The sequence below is a fragment of the Streptomyces aurantiaciflavus genome (assembly GCF_049808595.1).
In the GTDB taxonomy this organism is placed as follows: domain Bacteria; phylum Actinomycetota; class Actinomycetes; order Streptomycetales; family Streptomycetaceae; genus Streptomyces.
The window spans coordinates 165,676-182,186 of sequence record NZ_JBNCAQ010000006.1 but is presented as its reverse complement, the minus strand read 5'-3'; the positions used below and the strand labels follow the sequence as shown (position 1 = coordinate 182,186).

Here is a 16,511-nt window from a genome sequence, read left to right as displayed (position 1 = left end):
CCGAAATGTCCCAACCCCACCGTCCGAGCCGACTGGCGGCCGGGACGGTCCGACAAATGTGGTCTATGTGTGAGAGGCCGCGTGCCTAATGGGGCGAATCGTCACCCCGGCCGCCCCGCTGCCCCTGTCTCCGCCGCCTCCGCCGTCTCCCGCGACGGCAGCAACTGCCCGCCGGTCAGCCCGCCCGCCAGCAACCGTGCCGTCTCCTCCGCCAGCCGCGTCGCCCGCCGGGCCTCCGCCCGGAGCTCGTGCACGTGCCGGAACGCCTCCCCGTACCGCCGCTGCTCCTCCAGCGGCAGCAGTGGCACGCGTAGCCGGCCCGGGCTGACGGTCAGGACTGTGCTGCCGGTTGACGCGCCCGCGATGTTCTCCTCCGCGCCCAGGAACCCGGCGAGGAACCACGGGTCCAGGCGGGCGGGGTCAGGCCGGAAGAGGTGGACGTTGCCGAGCAGTGCCCCGGTGTCGGTCTCGTCCGCGACCCGGGCCATTGGGCCGTCACCGTCCGCGACCGCCCGCACCAGGACGTCCCCGACGGCGATCACGGGGGCGGTGTCGTCGTACGGCCCCGTCGGGGTTCCCGTCGGACCCGACCCGGACGCGATGTCCGAGCTGGTGAGCACCGCCCGTGTCTCGGGCGTACCGCCTTCGCCGGTCTCGCCCCTCGCTGCCTGCGTGCGCGTGCGTACCGTGTCCGGCAGGGGGCGCAGCAGGGTGAGTGCCCCGCCGCGCATCAGGTCGGACGCCGTCGCCGTCCGCCACTCGCGGGCGGAGGCGCCCGCGGCGCTCCAGCCCTCATGGCCGGCCGTCCGCGTGAGGGACTTCGCGGCCCTGAGGAGGTTCCGGCGTGTGGCGTCGACCTCGGCCGACAGTGCCGCCGGGTCGATCTCCGCGCGCGAGGCCCGCACGAGCCGCGCAGGGGTCAGGTCCACCACGTCGTCCAGCAGATCCACCACACCCGCCGCGTACGCGACACCGGGCTCGCCCTCGAATGTGTCCGGGCTTTCCGTGAACGCCCGCCACGCGCCCAGGGCCCGCGCCGTGATCCCCTCCCAGTCCACAGAGCCGGACCGGCTCCCGCCCCGCGTCCGTGAGGTCACCGCCGCACCCCCGCGCCCGGCCGCCCCCTGGGTCTCCGCCGTCGTGTCCACGAACAGCACCGACTTACGTTCCGGGCCGCCCGGTTCGGGCCGTTGCAGCACCCAAATCTGCAGACCGACGTGCAACGGCACCGAGGCGCCGACCGGCAGCGCGATCACCGCACGGAGCGCGCCGCTGCGTACAAGCTCCGCCCGTACGCGACGCCCCGACGCGCGGCCGGCCGTGGCCGGCGGCAGGACCAGGGCCGCGTGACCGCCGGGCGTCAGGTGGGCGAGCGCGTGCTGCACCCACGCCAGCTCCGACTCGGCGCGGGGCGGTACTCCGTAGGCCCAGCGGGGGTCGTACGCGAGCTCGTCGTGGCCCCAGTCGCGGACGCCGAACGGCGGGTTGCACAGCACCGCGTCGACGACGAGGCCGGGGAAGGCGTCCGCGCGGAGGCTGTCGGCGGCGCGCACGGTGACCGTGGCCTCGGGAGTCATCAGCATCAGGCTGACCGCGCTGCGCCGGGCCTGCACGGGAAGCGTGTCCTGGCCGTACAGCTCGCGCGCTCCCCGGCGGGCGGCGGCCGCCAGCAGGGTGCCGCTGCCGCAGGCCGGGTCGAGCACTCGGGCCGGGGAACCGGGGACCAGGTGGGCGAGCAGGTCCGCGAGCGGTGCCGGAGTCGCGTACGCGCCGGACGCGGCGCTGTCCTCAAGCTCTCGCTCCGCCAACACGCCCAGCGCGGCCTGGCCCCCCTCGTCGCGTACACACGCGTACAGCGCCCGCAGCACGGCCGCGTCACCGGTCCCGAAACGCACGGCGTCCGCGGCCGGTACGGCGTCGGCCGCGGCGGCCGCCTCGCGCTGGGCGCGGGCCACGAGGTCCGCGTCCGGCAACCGCGTGGCCGCCGTCAGGTCCTGCGGCGCAAGGGCCGCCGCCGCTAGGACGAGGAGCAGCAGGTCCGATGTGCCGCCGCCCCCCTGCCCGTGCAGGCGGAGGGTCGTGCGCAGTTCCTCCGACGGGCTCGCCGCAGAGGCGTGGCCGCGCGAGGCGAGCCAGGCGCGCACGGACTGCAGGTCGTACAGCGGGCTGCTGTCCGTGCCCCCGGACGGCGCCGGGAAGTCGTCGTGCCGGCGCCGCCAGTTGCTGACCGTGGCGCGCGTGACGCCCGCGATGCGGGAGATCTCAGCGGCGGTCACCTGGGCGGAAGTCTGGGGCATGGCGGCGTGGGCCTCTCGCTAGTGGACGTCAACAACCTACAGCACTCGTCAAATCTGTCAACGTGATTGACGGTGCTTTCAGTGCCATGTTTACCTGTGGATGCTTCCGCTGGGAAGCGTGTCCCGCAGGCCCTCTGCCGGGCCATGCCGTCATGCCGCGCCGCTCCGGCGCCTTCACCGGTGCGCCCGCCGGGCGACAGCCCGCCGCGAGCACCGTCCGTCCCGACCACACCACTCCGGGGGAGTTCCGTGCGCCTCACCATGCCGACCGGCGTCATCGAGGGAACCCAGCTCACCGTCATGCCGTTCCGTGACGACGCCGTCGTAGGGACGATGTCCGTACCCACGCTCGTCCAGCTCGTGCCGTCACTGCGCGCCGAGGAGGACCCGAGGAAACTGAAGGCGGCCTCCGGCCTGGTGCGCCGGCACGCCGAGCTGCGGGCGACCGTGCAGCGGACGCTGAAGTCCTCGCAGAAGGGCAGGAACGTCGGCCCGTACGCCGAGTACATCGCCGCCGGGCTCAAGGGTGAGCTGGGCGCCGCCTGGTCCACGCCGCCGATCACCCTGTGGCACGCCGGGCCGCTCGCCGCGATCAGTGACGAACTCATCCCCGGCAGCGGACTGCGCACCCTTACCGTCGCGCCGGGCACGATGATCGTCGCCATCGACGGCGAGACCCAGACCACCGCGTGGCACGACCTGTACGACGACCCGGAGACGTACGGCCTGACGTACCCCGAACTCGCCCGCGTGCGCGTCCAGTTCGAGCTGTACGTCGACCTCGCCCCGGCGGACGCGCGGCAGATCTTCTACGACCGCAACGTCCAGGGCGTGGCCGTTGCCAAGAACCTGGCCATGTCCACGGATCAGCGGGACTTCGGCACCCGGCTCGCGCACGTGGTCGCCGACTCCGTGAAGGTCGACGTCGACGGGCAGCGGGTGCCGTTCGGGCAGCGGGTCAACTCCAGCAAGCGCCAGGTCTCGGCCGGGGACCGCGAAGTCGTCACGCTCTCCGCTCTGCGGGCCCTCGTCATCACCACCATCTACGGCCGGGGTGGCCTCGCCCGCTCCGCCGAGTCGGTGCACGAGGACGAACTGCCCGCCGGCACCCGGGCCGAGGAGGTCGAGGCCGTCGTCGTGCCGCTGCTGGCGCGGCTGATCTCCGAGAGGTTCCCCGAGTTCGCCGACCGCAGTGCTCTCACCGCGCCCGCCGTGCTCGCGGGAGTGGGCATCGCCGCCCACCATGCCATGCCGTGGGGCGAGGCGGCCTCCCGCATCGGCGTCGAGGAACTCGACCGGCTGCTCAACGGCATCCGTTGGCAGCGCGAGGCGGCGTACTGGGACGGCGTCGCCGCCAAGACCGGCAGCTCCGGTCGGCTCAACTTCAGCGGCGGCGTCAAGGACTCCGGCGGGCGCGTGGCCGACGCGATCCTCTACCCGGCCACCGAGACCGGGCGGAGGATTCGCGGGCTCTGAGGAGCGCCGCACCACCGACATCGACGGGCCGTCCGCGACGCGGCGGCGGCCGGACCACCACATCACGCATTCACGGAAACGGAGTACACACATGTCCTTCCAGCAGCCTTCCTCGCACCCCGGCCACGGCGCACAGGGGCCCTTCGGTCTTGGCGCCCCCACTGGTCCCGGGCAGCCCGTTCGCCGCCGCAGGCGGTGGCTGAAGTACGGAGCGGTCGCCCTGGTCTCCCTGCTCATCGGAGTGGGCATCGGCAACAGCGGCGGCTCGGCGGAGACGGCCAAGGAAACTCCCGACACGAAGTCCGCGCCCCGCCCGACGGTCACTGTCACCAAGACCGCGCGGGCTGCCGAGGCCGACGACCCCGCGCCCGCGCCCACGGTCACCAAGACGGTGACCGCCAAGCCCAGACAGACCCAGGACTCCGGGCCGGCGACCAGCTTCTCGGGCGAGGGCGAGTACCTCGTCGGCGAGGACATCAAGGCCGGCACCTACAAGACGGCCGGACCGGAGAACGAGTTCGGCTGCTACTGGGAGCGTGCCAAGGACGCCAGCGGCGAGTTCGACTCGATCATCGCCAACAACAATCTGGAGGGGCCGGGACGGGTGACGCTCAACAAGGGCGAGTACTTCAAGACCAATCGGTGTCAGGACTGGAAGAGGGTGAGCTGAAGCCCGGCGGGCTGTGCGAGGCCGGCCCGGATCACCGACGAAGTAAGGAGCGCGCCCCGTACGCTGCGTCAGCGTACGGGCACTTTCTGTGGACAGTACGCGGATCTTGACGTCACGCTGGGTGCTGTCGGGGCGTGGGGGCCACGGACAGTGCACGAAGACGGAGGTGGCCGCGGATGACGCACGGCGGCATGGGCATGGGCAACGACAACGGCGACGACGAGGAGTCGGCGGGCTGCGGGATCGACCGCGAGCCGGATCCCTCGGACAGTCTGCGGACGTGGGGTGCCGTCTCGCAGGCGTTGCGTGAACACGCGGGGTACAGCAGGGCTGAGTTCGCGGATCTGGTCCGGTTCTCCAAACACACCGTGGAGTCGGTGGAGTTGGGGCGGCGGATGCCGGACGTGACGTTCGTGGAGCGGGCGGACGAGTTGCTGGGTAACACGGGGGCGTTGCGGAGGTCGTCGAAGTACGTGACGCGGGGGGACGTCGGGCTGGCGGCGTGGTTCCGGCAGTGGGCCCGGCTGGAGAAGGTGGCGGTGAGCCTGTGTACGTACGAGTGCAGGCTGGTGCCGGGGTTGTTGCAGTCGGAGGACTACGCGCGGGCGGTGTTCGAGGGGACCGTGCCGGTGGCGCCGGACGAGCAGCTCGAAAGCTTCATGGCCAAGCGGATGGAGTGGCAGCGGATGCTGTGGGAGCGGCCGACGACGCCGTTCAGCTTCATCGTCGAGGAGCACGTGTTCCGGCGCCGGTTCGGCGGCTCGGAACAGATGCGGGAGTTGTTCGATCACGTGCTGGAGCTCAGCGCGCCGCGCAACGTGACGCTGCAGATCGTGCCGTTGGGGGCCGGGTTGCACGCGTGCCTCGATGGTCCTCTTCAGCTTCTGGAGACCCCGAAGGGGCGGCGGCTCGCGTACTCCGAAGGGCAGCAGAACGGCCGTCTGATCTCCGACGCGAAAGAGGTGAGGCTCCTCCACCAGCGCTATGACACACTGCGCTCGCAGGCCCTGAACGCCAAGGAATCGCGGTGCCTGCTGGAGCGACTCCGAGGAGAGCTATGAGCACGACGGAACTGGCCTGGTTCAAGTCCAGCTACAGCGGTAGCCAGGGCGACAGCTGTGTCGAGGTCGCCCTCACCGAGCAGGCCGTCTGCGTACGGGACTCCAAGGATGTGACGCTGCCTCACTTCGCCGTCGGGCATGAGGGATGGTCGCGGTTCGTGGGGTTCGTGGGCGCCGAGTCGCAGGCCTGAGGCGGAATCCGTGTGTCCCGGCGGCGGCACTGTGACGTGCACCGCCGGGACACATCGGCCAGGGGTCTGTCAGTTGACCCGGGCCGTGCGGATCAGCTGGAGGACGTTGCGTCGTTCCCGCCCTTTCCGGCCTGCGGCCCGTTCATGCGGAGGCCCGTCCCGCTCACCAGCAGGAACGCGGCGAGGACGGACGTGACGCAGGCGATCACGAAGATGTCGGACTTCTCGTCGGCGAACATGCCGGCGGCGGTCAGGGAGAGGAACACCCCGAAGGCCTGCGGGCCGGTGCCGGAGGGCATCGGGCTCGGGGTGCGCCAGCTCCTGCGGGGGATCCACAGGCGCAGGAGTTCCGCGGTGGCCGCCAAGGCCAGGAGCCGTGAGGTGATCATGAGCCACAGGGGGGCTGTGTTCTCTCCCAGTTCGCCCACGCCGACGACCGTCGTCAGGCCGAAGTAGAGGATCGGCAGCAGCCAGCCGAGGCTCGCGCGGACAGCGAAGGCGGGGGCCGAAGTCGTGGCCGGGGCGGGGGTGCGGGTGGCGGGGGTCGAGGCGGTCTTGGTGAGGTCGACGGGCCGACGCGTCGGTTTGTGTGCTGCGTCCGGTGTGTGCGGTGACCCCTGGGGTGCGTCCGGTGTGCGGGGAGCGGGGATGGCGGGCAGGGCGGGGACCGGGCGCAGTGCGCGGGACTGGGCGCGGCGGATGCGGCGGCCCGCGTCGCCATACTGGTCCATGTGGGCGGACAGTTCCGCCTGAAGGGCGAGGAGTTGTTCCGCCATCGTGTCGAACTCGGCCCGGCGTTCGGCGGCGAGGCGGGCGGCTTCGCGTTCGGTGGCGGTGAGGTGGGCGAGGGCCTCGGTGTGGAGGCGTACGGCTTCGGTGCGGGCGGCTTCCGCCGTGCGCGGCGCCTGGGCCAACTCCTCGCGGAGGCGGGTGCGCTCGGCCTCGATGATCTCGGCGATGCGGTGCCGTTCGTCCGAGGGGAGTTCGCGCGGGGCGCGGGCTTCGGCGCGGGCGACCGCCGCCCGACGCCACTCCATGAGCGGTCGGCCCCGGTGCTCGCCGATGCCGTTGATGTGGACCTTCCCGCCGTGCGTGCGGTGGATGTAGAGGACCTCGCCGCCCCTGCCGTTGGGCGCCTTGCCCCAACTGACCCGTTTGAAGTCGGCGGCCGTGCCGATGCCTTGCGCCGCGAGTGCGCGGACCAGGCCGCTGCCGATGCCGTTCACCTCGCTCGCGGTGAGGCGCGTGCTGTTGAGGCTGCGCTCGATGGACTCACGGCGCAGGACGGCGAGGGCCTGGCGCTCCTGGCTCTCGCGTTTGCCGTCGAGGCCGTTCAGCCGGCGCGTGAGGGAACGCTCCTTGCGGGTCTGTTTCTCGTGGACGCGTCGCAGGGTCCTGCCGTGGGCGGCTTCCGCGCGGAGGCGGTCCCTGGCCTCGCGGTTCAGACGGCGGCGGTCGGCGACTTCGAAGGCGCGGCGCTTGTCGAGGAGGCGTCGGAGGGCGCGGATGGACTCGATGAGGCGGCGGCGTTCGGCGCGTACCTCCGCGGGGGAGGGGGCGGCGGTGCTGGACGGGACGGCGGTGTGGCCGTCCCGCCGGGAGGCGGTGCTGTCGATCAACAAGGGCTCGCTCGGGGGGCGCGGGGTTTGTCCAGGTCAGCTGGGGGTGAGTGGTGTCTGTTCTGCGTGGGCCTGGACTCTCCGGATGCGGAAAAGGTTGCACACCCGCGTGAAGGAAATGTGTCCGCGCGATCGAGTGCGGGTGTCCGCCGCCTCTCGGCCTTCCCGTCGTCGGTACGGTCCCCGTAATCCGGTTGCCGTGCCCCGCTCCCGCTGACAGCCTCGCGGCCATGCCCACCTTCACCGCACCCGACGGAACCCGCCTCGCCTACCACGTCGACGGAGACGGGCCACCGCTGGTCTGTCTGCCGGGCGGGCCCATGCGGGCCTCGTCCTATCTGGGGGACCTCGGGGGATTGAGCGCCCACCGGAAGCTGATCAGGCTCGATCTCAGGGGTACGGGGGACTCCGCGATTCCGCGGGACACGACGTCGTACCGGTGTGATCGGCTCGTCGGTGACGTGGAGGCCCTGCGGGTGCATCTCGGGCTGGAGCGGCTGGATCTGCTGGGGCACTCCGCCGGGGCGAACGTCGCGGTGCGGTACGCGGCCCGTCATCCGGATCGGGTGGCGCGGCTGCTGCTGATCACCCCGAGTGTCATGGCCGTCGGCATCGACATCGCGCCGGAGGACCGGCTCGCCGCAGCCCGGGAGCGCAGTGGCGAGCCCTGGTTCGCGGTCGCCTACGCCGCCTTGGAGCAGATCACCGAGGGCCGGGCGACTCCCGAGGCGTGGGAGGCCATCGCCCCCTTCTGGTATCGGCGCTGGGACGAGATCGCTCAGGCGTTGCAGGCGGCGGACGCGAAGGAGAAGAACCACCAGGCGGTTCCCGTCTTCGCCGGAGACGGAGCCTTCGCGCCCGAGGAGACCCGGACCGCGCTCGCCGAGTTGTCCGCTCCTGTGCTGCTGGTCGCCGGAGAGGTGGACGTGGCCGGGCCGCCACCGGCCATGGCGGAATTCGCCGGGCTGTTTCCCAAGGCCGAGTTGGTCGTGCAGGCGGGTGGCTCTCACCATCCTTGGGTTGATGACGCCGGGCATTTCGTGGGGGTGGTGACGAGGTTCCTGGGGTAGGCCAGGCGGCCTTGACCGGGCAGGGCGGGCGGCCTTGACCGGGGAAGGGCGGGCGGCCTCCGGAGTAGGGCGGGCCGCCTCGACGGCGAGGGGAGTGGCGCCTCGCGTCACCCCGTGCGAGCGACCCGCCTCCCTCGCCTCGCCCGTGCGTCAGCAGTCCCGCAACTCCGCCGACTGGTTCAGCACCTGCGCCCGCGTCGACGTGAACCGCGCGTACGTCTCCCCACCGCGGGCCCCGGGCCGGAACGCCGCCACCCGGTGGCAGTTCTGGAAGGCGAGGGTCACGTCGAAGTGGCGTTCGAGGGCGCCGCGGATGGCGTCGCTGGCGAGGGCGCGCAGGAGTTGGCCGCGTTCCTGCTCGGAGGGGGGCGGGGTCTGGTTGTCGGTGAACTCGCCGATGCCGGCGTGGAGGCCGGAGGCGAGGGTGGCGATCAGGTCGTAGGCGTAGGGGAGGGAGGTGCGGACCGTGTCCACGAAGTCCTCCTCGCGCATGTCGCCGGCCTCGGCCTGGGCGAGGAGTTCCGGGGAGACGTCGAGAGACATGAGAGTGCTTGTCCTGTCTGTGCGGTGAGCGTGGGTTGGCGGTGCGTGCTTCAGAGGGAGTGCGAGTCCCGGAAGAGCGCGTGTCAGGGGGTGCGCGCTCTGGAGAACGTGCGTCGCCTCGGAGAAGGTGCGTGCCCTGAAGGGGTCGCGTGCTCTGGAGGGGGTGCTCGCCGGAGGGGTCGCGTGCTCTGGAGGGGGTGCTCGCCGGAGGGGTCGCGTGCTCTGGAGGGGGTGCTCGCCCTGGAAGGAGTGCTCGCCTTGGAAGGGCTGCTCGCCCTGCCAGGAGTGCGAGCCTCGGAAGGAAGTGGCCGCAGGTTCAGGCCGGTGACGTCGGGCCCGGTACGAAATCCGGGTCCACCTGGGCCGCCAGGTCCTGCCCCGTCGCCCGGTCCGCCCAGGCGCGGGCGTTGCGCAGGTGGAACTCGACGGCGTGGCGGTGCATCGTCGTCCAGTCCTGGACGCGGGCGTCGACGGCCTCGCGCAGGACGTTCAGGGCGTGGCGGTTGGTGTCCTCCAAGTCGCCCTGGGGGCGGCCGCGTTCGGCCGAGCGGACCCAGGGGGAGTGGACCAGGTGCGTGAGGAGGTCGTCGCCCACCTCCTCCTTGAGGAAGAGGAGGTCCTCCTCGCCGGTCACCTTGTTGCCGACCACGGCCAGCGGGATGCCGAACTCGCGGGCGTGGTCGCGATACTGGCGGTACACGGAGACGCCCTTGCGGGTGGGTTCGGCCACCAGGAACGTCATGTCGAAGCGGGTGAACAGGCCCGAGGCGAAGGCGTCGGCGCCGGCCGTCATGTCGACGACCACGTACTCGCCGGGGCCGTCGACGAGATGGCTCAGGTAGAGCTCCACCGCGCCGAGTTTGGAGTGGTAGCAGGCCACGCCCAGGTCGCTCTCGTCGAACTCGCCCGTCACCATCAGAGGTACGCCGCCCACGTGCTGGACGTGGCGGGTGTGCAGTTCGTCGTCGCCGAGCGGGCGCAGCAGTCGTGAGCCGCGGCCGGGCGGGGTGGTCTTGATCATCGCCTCCCGGGAGGTGATCCGGGGGTTGTCGCCGCGCAGGAAGTCCTTGATCTCGTCCAGGTGTTCGGCCAGGGGCGGTGCCGTGAACTCCGGTGTGCCCGTGGGGTCCAGGGCCTCGGCGAGGTGCTGGTTGATGTCGCCGTCGATGGCGAGCACCGGGGCGCCGGACCGCGCCAGGGCGCGGGCGAACAGGGCCGACAGGGTCGTCTTGCCGCTGCCGCCCTTCCCGACGAAGGCGACGCGCATCAGCACCCCGCCTTTATGAAAATGAATGTCATGTGGCTAGGTTTTAGGGGTGTGCGGTGATCCCTGTCAAATCCCCGGGCGCTGTCGATGGCGGAACACGGCGAAGGGCCCGGACCGTCCGTACGGTCCGGGCCCTTCGCCGTCGGGTCAGCGCCCCGCCAGCTCCAGCACCTGCGTCACCGGCGCCGCCTCCGCCGGGACCTGCGAGGTGCGCCACAGCCACAGGACGTCCCGGCCGAAGGACCACACCAGCAGACCCAGCGCCAGCAGCGCCACGCCGAAGTTCGCGACGTACGGCAGCAGGTCCGCGCCCGCGACGAGCAGGCAGACGCCCTGCATCGCGGCGACCGTCTTGCGCGCCATGCTCGGCGGCAGCGGGGCGTTCAGCCACGGGGCGACGCGGGCCGCGGCGACGAAGGCGTAGCGCATCAGGCCGATCAGCAGGACCCACGGGCCCAGCGCCATCGACACGTACACGCTCAGCACCAGGATCAGGAAGGCGTCGACCTCCATGTCGAAGCGCGCGCCCAGCGCGGTCGAGGTGCCCGTGCGGCGGGCGACCTTGCCGTCGACGCCGTCGAGCAGCAGGGCCACGGCCGTCAGGCCGACCAGCAGGGAGACCGGCGGCGCGCTGACGAAGGAGTCCGCGACCAGCGCGGTCACCCCGCCGACCAGGGTGGCGCGGCCGAGGGTGACCCGGTTGGCCGGGCCGAAGGAGCGCAGCCGGGAGCGGTGCAGCGCCCGGGAGAGCACCGCCCACAGGGCGACGGCGAAGACGAGCCCGGTCACCCAGCCCGCCGGCCCCATGCCGATCGCCGTACCGAGCAGGGCCAGCACCAGGATCTGCACTCCCGCTCCCACAGCGGTCTCCTGCTGGACCAGCCTCGCCTCGTAAGTGTTGTTCAGGGCCACCGCACATCCTCCGGCCAGATGACAGAGTCGATCAACGCCGCGTACTGTGCGCGGCCTGTGCACACCTCGGTACGTGAACAAGTTCCCGATCGTTCAGGAGGAGGCCGATGAACCGCACCGCACGTGCGTTCTGGATCGGTTCGCCCGGTCACGGCGAGATACGCGACGTCGCCCTGCCGGACCCGGCTCAGGGTGAGGTCGTCGTCCGCTCGCTGTACTCCGGCGTCAGCCGCGGCACGGAGACCCTCGTCTTCCGCGGCGGGGTGCCCGAGAGCCAGCACACCGCGATGCGGGCGCCGTTCCAGGAGGGCGACTTCCCGGCGCCCGTGAAGTACGGCTACCTCAACGTCGGGGTCGTGGAGGAGGGACCGGACGCGCTGGCCGGCCGTACCGTCTTCTCGCTCCACCCGCACCAGACCCGGTTCGTCGTCCCGGAGAGCGCCGTGACCGTCGTCCCGGACACCGTGCCCGCCGAACGCGCCGTGCTCGCGGGCACGGTGGAGACCGCCGTCAACGCGCTGTGGGACGCGGCGCCGCTGGTCGGCGACCGGATCGCGGTCGTCGGCGGCGGCATGGTCGGCTGCTCGGTGGCCGCGCTGCTGGCCCGGTTCCCGGGGGTGCGCGTGCAGTTGGTCGACGCCGACCCGGCACGGGCCGAGGTCGCCGAGGCGCTCGGCGTCGGCTTCGCCGCCCCCGAGGAGGCCCTGGGCGGCTGCGACCTCGTCGTACACGCCAGCGCCACCGAACAGGGCCTCGCCCGCTCCCTGGAACTGCTCTCCGCCGAGGGCACGGTCCTCGAACTGAGCTGGTACGGCGACCGGCGGGTCTCCCTCCCGCTCGGCGAGGCCTTCCACTCCCGGCGCCTCGTCATCCGCAGCAGCCAGGTCGGCACCGTCTCCCCGGCCCGCGCGAACCGGACGTACGCCGACCGGCTGGCCCTCGCCCTCGAACTGCTCGCCGATCAGGCGCTCGACGCACTCGTCACCGGGGAAAGCGCGTTCGAGGAGCTGCCGGAGGTGATGCCGCAGCTCGCCGACGGCCGGATTCCGGCCCTGTGTCACCGTGTCAGGTACGACAAGAGCGCCTGACCTGAGAAAAGAGTGAGAGTCGGCTGAACGGGGGGAAGCGAAGAGCCGTACTACACGGCATCCCCCGGCGGCCGATGGCCGGGGGACCAGACGCGCCGCACCTGGAGGGTCGTCCGTTGTTCAGTGTCACCGTCCGCGATCACATCATGATCGCCCACAGCTTCCGCGGCGAGGTCTTCGGACCCGCGCAGCGCCTGCACGGAGCGACGTTCCTGGTGGACGCCACGTTCCGCCGCGAGCAGCTGGACGACGACAACATCGTCGTCGACATCGGACTGGCCACCCAGGAACTCGGCGCCGTCGTGAGCGAGCTGAACTACCGGAACCTGGACAACGAGCCCGCGTTCGCCGGCGTCAACACCTCCACCGAGTTCCTCGCGAAGGTGATCGCCGACCGGCTCGCCGAGCGGATCCACAAGGGCGCCCTGGGCGAAGGGGCCAAGGGAATCGCCGGCATCTCCGTCACCCTCCACGAGTCGCACATCGCCTGGGCGAGTTACGAGCGTGCCCTGTGACCGACGTGACCCTCGAGAAGACCCCGGTCGTGCCGAAGGCTCCCCTCGTGGACAAGGCCTCGCTCGCGTACGTGCCCGCTCAGGCGGCGCTTCCGAAGATCGGCGGGATCATCCCCATGTCCCTGCGCTCCGTGCACTTCGTCATGCCGGGCGGTGTCGACGACCCGGCGAACCCCAGCGGCGGCAACGCCTACGACCGGCGCGTCTGCCTGGACCTGGCCGGCTTCGGCTGGCAGGTCCACAAGCACCCCGTGGCCGGCGAGTGGCCCCGCCCGGAGGCGGCCGCCCGCACGGAACTCGCCCGCACGCTGAGCGAGTTGCCCGACGGCACGGTCGTCCTCATGGACGGCCTCGTGGCCTGCGGAGTCCCCGAGATCATCGTCCCGGAGGCGGAACGCCTGCGGCTCGCCGTCCTCGTGCACCTGCCGCTCGGCGACGAGACGGGCCTCGCCCCCGAGGTGGCGGCCCAGCTGGACGCCAAGGAGCGCGAGGTGCTCCGCGCCGTCCCCGCGGTCGTCGCCACCAGCGACTGGGCGGTCCGCCGCCTCGTCTCCCACCACGGTCTCGCGCCGGAGAAGGTGCACGTCGCCGCTCCCGGCGCCGACATCGCCCCCCTCGCCTCCGGCACCGACGGCGTCTCCCGCCTGCTGTGCGTGGCCGCCGTGACCCCCCGCAAGGGCCAGCACCGGCTGGTGGAGGCGCTGGCCGCGGTGACCGAACTGCCGTGGAGCTGCGTGTGCGTGGGCGGCCTCGGCCAGGACCCCGAGTACGTCGACCACCTGCGCGGCCTCATCAAGAAGTACGGCCTGCAGGACCGGCTGGAACTGGCGGGCCCCAAGGCCGGCGCCGAACTCGACGCCGCCTACGCCGCCGCCGACCTGATGGTCCTCACCTCCTACGCCGAGACCTACGGCATGGCGGTCACCGAGGCCCTCGCCCGCGGTATCCCCGTCCTCGCGACGGACGTCGGCGGACTGCCCGAGGCGGTCGGCCGCGCGCCCGACGGCGGTGTCCCCGGCATCCTCGTCCCGCCGGAGGACCCGGCCGCCCTCGCGGCCGAACTGCGCGGCTGGTTCGGCGAGGCCGACGTACGCCGCCGGCTGAAGGCCGCCGCACGCGGCCGCCGGGCGGCCCTGAACGGCTGGGCGTCGACCGCCCAGAGCCTGGCCGGCGTCCTGGGCCGGCTCCCCAGCGAACCCCGGAGGGCGGCATGAGGAAGACGACGGTGACCCCGGAGGACGTGGCACACGTGGGGCGCATACCGGCTCAACCCGGGCCCCGGGAGGTCTCCATGGACGTGGACGCATCGGCCGTCATCGCGGGTGCGGGCCCGGTGGCCCGCCCCGGCGAGCGGCCCACCGTACGACTGCGGGACGACGCCGAGGCGCAGGAGCCGCCCCGCTACGCCCCCGAGTGGCTCCAGCTGCGCGAGCCCGCCGACGCCGCCGCCCGGGCGATGGACCTGCTGGACCCGCTGCGGATCCGGCTCGCCAACCTGCCCGGCCGCAGCGGCGGGGTGGTCGTGCACGACCTGGGCTGCGGCACCGGCTCGATGGGGCGCTGGCTCGCGCCCCGCCTCGACGGCGCGCAGCACTGGATCCTGCACGACCGTGACCCCTACCTGCTGCACTTCGCGGCCGTCGCCTCCCCGCGTGCCGCCGCCGACGGCAGCCGGGTCACCGTCGAGACACGGCGCGGCGACGTCGCCCGGCTGACCCCGGACGCCCTGGTCGGCGCCTCGCTGGTCACCGCCTCGGCGCTGCTCGACGTCCTCACCCGCGAGGAGATCCAGACCCTCGCCGCGGCCTGCGCCGGCGCCGGCTGCCCGGCGCTGCTGACCCTCTCGGTCGCCGGGCGCGTCGAACTCGGCGACCCGGACCCGCTGGACGAGGAGATCGCCGCCGCCTTCAACGACCACCAGCGGCGCGACGGCCTCCTCGGCCCCGACGCGGTGACCGTCGCCTGCGAGGCGTTCGCCGACCACGGCGCCACCGTCAAGGTGCACCCCAGCCCCTGGCGGCTCGGCCCCGACGAGGCCGCCCTCACGGCCCAGTGGCTGCGCGGCTGGGTCGGCGCGGCCGTCGAAGAGCGCCCCGAGCTCGCCCCCCGCGCCGAGAAGTACCTCGAGGCCCGCCTCGCCGCGTGCTCGGCCGGCGAACTGCGCGTCACCGTCCACCACAGCGACCTGCTCGCCCTGGCCCGGCCGACGGGCGGCGCCTGATGAGCGCGGACACGGCGAGCGCGCGCATCCGGCCGACACCGGCGGCGCCCCGCGCCGAGGGCTCGACGCCGGCCGTACGCCGCCGACGCGCCGGAAGGGCCGTGCGATGCGCCGGCGCGACCGGAGCGGGCGTCACGGCCGACGCCCGCCCGGGCCGCTCCGCAATGCCGCACGGCGGCTCGGCCGAGGGTGCGGCCCACGTGGGTGGCGCGGTGAGCTCTGGCGTGGCCCTGGGCGGGTCGGTCGGGGCTGCGGTGTCCGCGGGCGCCGGGGCTCACTCGGGCGTGGTCGCGGCGGGTGCCGGGGTGGTTCTGGACAAGTCGGTCGAGGGCGCGGTGCCGGCGGGAGCCCGGGTGGACTCGGGTGTCGTTCCGGCGGGTGCTGACGTGGACTCGGCCGTGGTCGCGGCGGGTGCCGGGGTCGGTGCGGGCCTGGGCCGTGCCGGTGTGGCGCCCGGCGAAGTGGGCTTGACGTCGGTGGCGCCCGGTGCCGGTGCCGCTGCCGACGCGGGCTCGGTGCCGGCGGACGGTGGGGCCGACTCGGGCTCAGGGCGGGCGGACGCGGGTGCAGGCTCGGGTGCGGGGTCTGCCGGCGCTTCCGTGCCGGGGGCCCGTCGTGCCGGTGCTGCCGTGTCGCCGGACCGGATCGGGGTGATCGTCACCGAACCCCGGGCCGTTCAGGCGCCCCGGAGGTCCGGCTGGAGCCGTGCCCTGCGCAAGCACTTCGGCACGTTCGCCGGAGTCGTCATTCTCGCCGTGCTGTTGTGGCGGATGGGCACCGGTGTCTTCCTGGACGGGCTGCGCCGGATCGACGCCCCCGCGCTGCTGGCGGCGCTCGGGATCGGCGCCGTCACCACCGTGTTCAGCGCGTGGCGGTGGGCGCTGGTGGCGCGCGGACTGCGGATCCGGCTGCCGCTCGGCCAGGCCGTCGCCGACTACTACCGCTCGCTGTTCCTCAACGCGGCCCTGCCCGGCGGCATCCTCGGTGACGTGCACCGCGCGGTGCGGCACGGGCAGAGCGAAGGCGACGTCGGGCGCGGTGTGCGGGCCGTCGTCCTGGAGCGCACCGCGGGCCAACTGGTGCTGGCCGTCGCGGGAGTGACGGTCCTGCTGATCCTTCCGTCCCCGGTCATGGCGGACGTACGGCACGTCGCGCCGCCGGCCGCCCTGGGCGCCGTGGGCGCGCTCGCCGTCGTCCTCGCCGTCCGGATGAACTCCCCGGCGAGGCGCCGGGGCGGCCGGCTGCGGACGACGCTGTCCGAGGCGCGCGAGGGACTGCTGTCCCGGCGTAACGGACCCGGCGTCGCCCTGTCGTCCGCGGTGGTGCTGACCGGGCACCTCGCGACGTTCGTCGTCGCGGCCCGGGTCGGCGGCTCCACCGCCTCCGTCCTGGTCCTGCTGCCCCTCGCGGTCCTCGCCCTGCTCGCGATGAGCCTCCCGCTGAACGTCGGCGGCTGGGGCCCCCGGGAGGGCGTCACCGCCTGGGCGTTCGGCGCGGCCGGGCTCGGCGCGAGCACCGGGCTGTCGGTCGCGGTCGTGTACGGGGCGCTCAGCTTCGCCGCCGCGCTGCCGGGCGCCGTCG

14 protein-coding genes and 1 pseudogene are annotated in these 16,511 nt (G+C 73.1%); 10 read left to right on the top strand and 5 right to left on the bottom strand.

Annotated elements, in window-relative coordinates:
• Positions 1 to 101 precede the first annotated feature (101 nt).
• Positions 102 to 2,297, bottom strand: coding sequence for an N-6 DNA methylase (locus ACPT94_RS08890; protein WP_425245593.1), 2,196 nt, complete (start codon positions 2,295 to 2,297; stop codon positions 102 to 104).
• 249 nt (positions 2,298 to 2,546) lie between these two features.
• Between ACPT94_RS08890 and ACPT94_RS08885 the strand changes: the two genes are divergently transcribed.
• From ACPT94_RS08885 to ACPT94_RS08870, 4 genes are all read left to right on the top strand, one after another.
• Entirely contained in the window at positions 2,547 to 3,773 is a 1,227-nt protein-coding gene (locus tag ACPT94_RS08885) for a ParB N-terminal domain-containing protein (protein WP_425245592.1), read from the top strand.
• Positions 3,774 to 3,864: 91 nt separating this feature from the next.
• Positions 3,865 to 4,443 carry an Rv1352/Rv1906c domain-containing protein gene (locus ACPT94_RS08880; protein WP_360329723.1) on the top strand — a complete coding sequence of 193 codons (579 nt, stop codon included), beginning with the start codon at positions 3,865 to 3,867 and terminating at the stop codon, positions 4,441 to 4,443.
• A gap of 176 nt (positions 4,444 to 4,619) precedes the next feature.
• On the top strand, positions 4,620 to 5,504 hold the full coding sequence (locus tag ACPT94_RS08875; protein WP_425245591.1) for a helix-turn-helix domain-containing protein: 885 nt from the start codon (positions 4,620 to 4,622) through the stop codon (positions 5,502 to 5,504).
• Entirely contained in the window at positions 5,501 to 5,695 is a 195-nt protein-coding gene (locus ACPT94_RS08870; RefSeq protein WP_360329717.1) for a DUF397 domain-containing protein, read from the top strand. The genes ACPT94_RS08875 and ACPT94_RS08870 overlap by 4 nt, the downstream gene beginning before the upstream one ends.
• A gap of 92 nt (positions 5,696 to 5,787) precedes the next feature.
• On the opposite strand, the gene ACPT94_RS08865 is transcribed toward ACPT94_RS08870, so the two are convergent.
• Positions 5,788 to 7,314, bottom strand: a complete 1,527-nt coding sequence (locus tag ACPT94_RS08865; RefSeq protein ID WP_425245590.1) for a hypothetical protein — start codon at positions 7,312 to 7,314, stop codon at positions 5,788 to 5,790.
• Positions 7,315 to 7,544: 230 nt separating this feature from the next.
• Here ACPT94_RS08865 and ACPT94_RS08860 point away from each other — a divergent pair, with 230 nt between their 5' ends.
• A complete protein-coding gene (locus tag ACPT94_RS08860) occupies positions 7,545 to 8,384 on the top strand; it encodes an alpha/beta fold hydrolase (protein ID WP_360329711.1) in 840 nt (279 codons plus the stop codon).
• Positions 8,385 to 8,534: 150 nt separating this feature from the next.
• On the opposite strand, the gene ACPT94_RS08855 is transcribed toward ACPT94_RS08860, so the two are convergent.
• The 3 genes from ACPT94_RS08855 to ACPT94_RS08845 form a co-directional block, all read right to left on the bottom strand.
• Entirely contained in the window at positions 8,535 to 8,927 is a 393-nt protein-coding gene (locus ACPT94_RS08855; protein ID WP_360329709.1) for an SCO5389 family protein, read from the bottom strand.
• Positions 8,928 to 9,243: 316 nt separating this feature from the next.
• A complete protein-coding gene (locus ACPT94_RS08850; protein ID WP_360329706.1) occupies positions 9,244 to 10,194 on the bottom strand; it encodes an ATP-binding protein in 951 nt (316 codons plus the stop codon).
• 147 nt (positions 10,195 to 10,341) lie between these two features.
• Positions 10,342 to 11,106: a CDP-alcohol phosphatidyltransferase family protein gene (locus ACPT94_RS08845; RefSeq protein WP_360329704.1), complete on the bottom strand. Its 765-nt coding sequence runs from the start codon at positions 11,104 to 11,106 to the stop codon at positions 10,342 to 10,344.
• Positions 11,107 to 11,213: 107 nt separating this feature from the next.
• Here ACPT94_RS08845 and ACPT94_RS08840 point away from each other — a divergent pair, with 107 nt between their 5' ends.
• The 5 genes and pseudogenes from ACPT94_RS08840 to ACPT94_RS08820 all read left to right on the top strand — a co-directional run.
• Positions 11,214 to 12,194, top strand: a complete 981-nt coding sequence (locus ACPT94_RS08840) for a zinc-dependent alcohol dehydrogenase (protein ID WP_360329701.1) — start codon at positions 11,214 to 11,216, stop codon at positions 12,192 to 12,194.
• Positions 12,195 to 12,310: 116 nt separating this feature from the next.
• Positions 12,311 to 12,709, top strand: a complete 399-nt coding sequence (locus tag ACPT94_RS08835; protein WP_360329698.1) for a 6-pyruvoyl trahydropterin synthase family protein — start codon at positions 12,311 to 12,313, stop codon at positions 12,707 to 12,709.
• Entirely contained in the window at positions 12,706 to 13,923 is a 1,218-nt protein-coding gene (locus ACPT94_RS08830) for a glycosyltransferase family 4 protein (RefSeq protein WP_425245589.1), read from the top strand. Before ACPT94_RS08835 ends, ACPT94_RS08830 begins: the two co-directional genes overlap by 4 nt.
• A complete protein-coding gene (locus ACPT94_RS08825; protein WP_425245588.1) occupies positions 13,920 to 14,930 on the top strand; it encodes a trans-aconitate methyltransferase in 1,011 nt (336 codons plus the stop codon). The genes ACPT94_RS08830 and ACPT94_RS08825 overlap by 4 nt, the downstream gene beginning before the upstream one ends.
• Positions 14,930 to 16,432: pseudogene (locus tag ACPT94_RS08820) on the top strand (lysylphosphatidylglycerol synthase transmembrane domain-containing protein); the annotation flags it as partial. The gene ACPT94_RS08825 and the pseudogene ACPT94_RS08820, both read left to right, overlap by 1 nt.
• Between the last annotated feature and the right edge of the window lie 79 nt (positions 16,433 to 16,511).

What these genes read in the sequence shown, in the direction of transcription:
- ACPT94_RS08890 (WP_425245593.1), bottom strand. Translation starts at nt 2,297, where the DNA reads ATGCCCCAGACTTCCGCCCAGGTGACCGCCGCTGAGATCTCCCGCATC.
- ACPT94_RS08880 (WP_360329723.1), top strand. Translation starts at nt 3,865, where the DNA reads ATGTCCTTCCAGCAGCCTTCCTCGCACCCCGGCCACGGCGCACAGGGG.
- ACPT94_RS08875 (WP_425245591.1), top strand. Translation starts at nt 4,620, where the DNA reads ATGACGCACGGCGGCATGGGCATGGGCAACGACAACGGCGACGACGAG.
- ACPT94_RS08870 (WP_360329717.1), top strand. Translation starts at nt 5,501, where the DNA reads ATGAGCACGACGGAACTGGCCTGGTTCAAGTCCAGCTACAGCGGTAGC.
- ACPT94_RS08860 (WP_360329711.1), top strand. Translation starts at nt 7,545, where the DNA reads ATGCCCACCTTCACCGCACCCGACGGAACCCGCCTCGCCTACCACGTC.
- ACPT94_RS08855 (WP_360329709.1), bottom strand. Translation starts at nt 8,927, where the DNA reads ATGTCTCTCGACGTCTCCCCGGAACTCCTCGCCCAGGCCGAGGCCGGC.
- ACPT94_RS08850 (WP_360329706.1), bottom strand. Translation starts at nt 10,194, where the DNA reads ATGCGCGTCGCCTTCGTCGGGAAGGGCGGCAGCGGCAAGACGACCCTG.
- ACPT94_RS08840 (WP_360329701.1), top strand. Translation starts at nt 11,214, where the DNA reads ATGAACCGCACCGCACGTGCGTTCTGGATCGGTTCGCCCGGTCACGGC.
- ACPT94_RS08825 (WP_425245588.1), top strand. Translation starts at nt 13,920, where the DNA reads ATGAGGAAGACGACGGTGACCCCGGAGGACGTGGCACACGTGGGGCGC.